1 protein-coding gene is annotated in these 409 nt (G+C 67.5%); it reads left to right on the top strand.

Annotation, left to right across the window (positions count from 1 at the left end):
- Positions 1 to 314 (top strand): hypothetical protein (locus tag EN853_RS33195; RefSeq protein WP_210236096.1); only part of this gene is annotated, 314 nt, incomplete at its 5' end.
- Positions 315 to 409: the final 95 nt, after the last annotated feature.

The following is a 409-nucleotide window of genomic DNA, read 5'->3' as shown; positions in this document are numbered from 1 at the left end:
TGGGCAACGACGGTGGCCTGCACCTGATCGACTGGGATGGGCTGTCGCTGGCACCGCGCGAGCGCGACCTGATGTTCATCGGCGGCGCGGTCGGCGGGCGCTGGGGCCGCGAGAACCCGTTGGGATTCGAGGAGGGCTATGGCAGCGACCGAGGTGATCCGCGCTGGATTGCCTGGTACCGGCACTGGCGCATCCTGCAGGACCTGATCGAGTTCCAGCAGGTGCTGCTGGGCAGTGATGGCGAGGTCGAGAAGCTGAAGGCGAAGGGCTACAAGGTCGAGCGGGTGTGTACCGCATGCAGTGCGAAACGCTGACGCATCGTTGGCGTGGTTCCAAGCAAACCGGCGCGCCAGGGGCGCGCCGTTTTCGTTCCCGCCGGTGCTGCAGCTCAGCGGCGGGTCTTGCCGCC

It is taken from the genome of Mesorhizobium sp. M1C.F.Ca.ET.210.01.1.1, assembly GCF_004791585.1.
GTDB lineage: Bacteria > Pseudomonadota > Alphaproteobacteria > Rhizobiales > Rhizobiaceae > Mesorhizobium.
The sequence above is the reverse complement of the archived record's forward strand: the minus strand, read 5'-3'. Positions and strand labels throughout refer to the sequence as shown.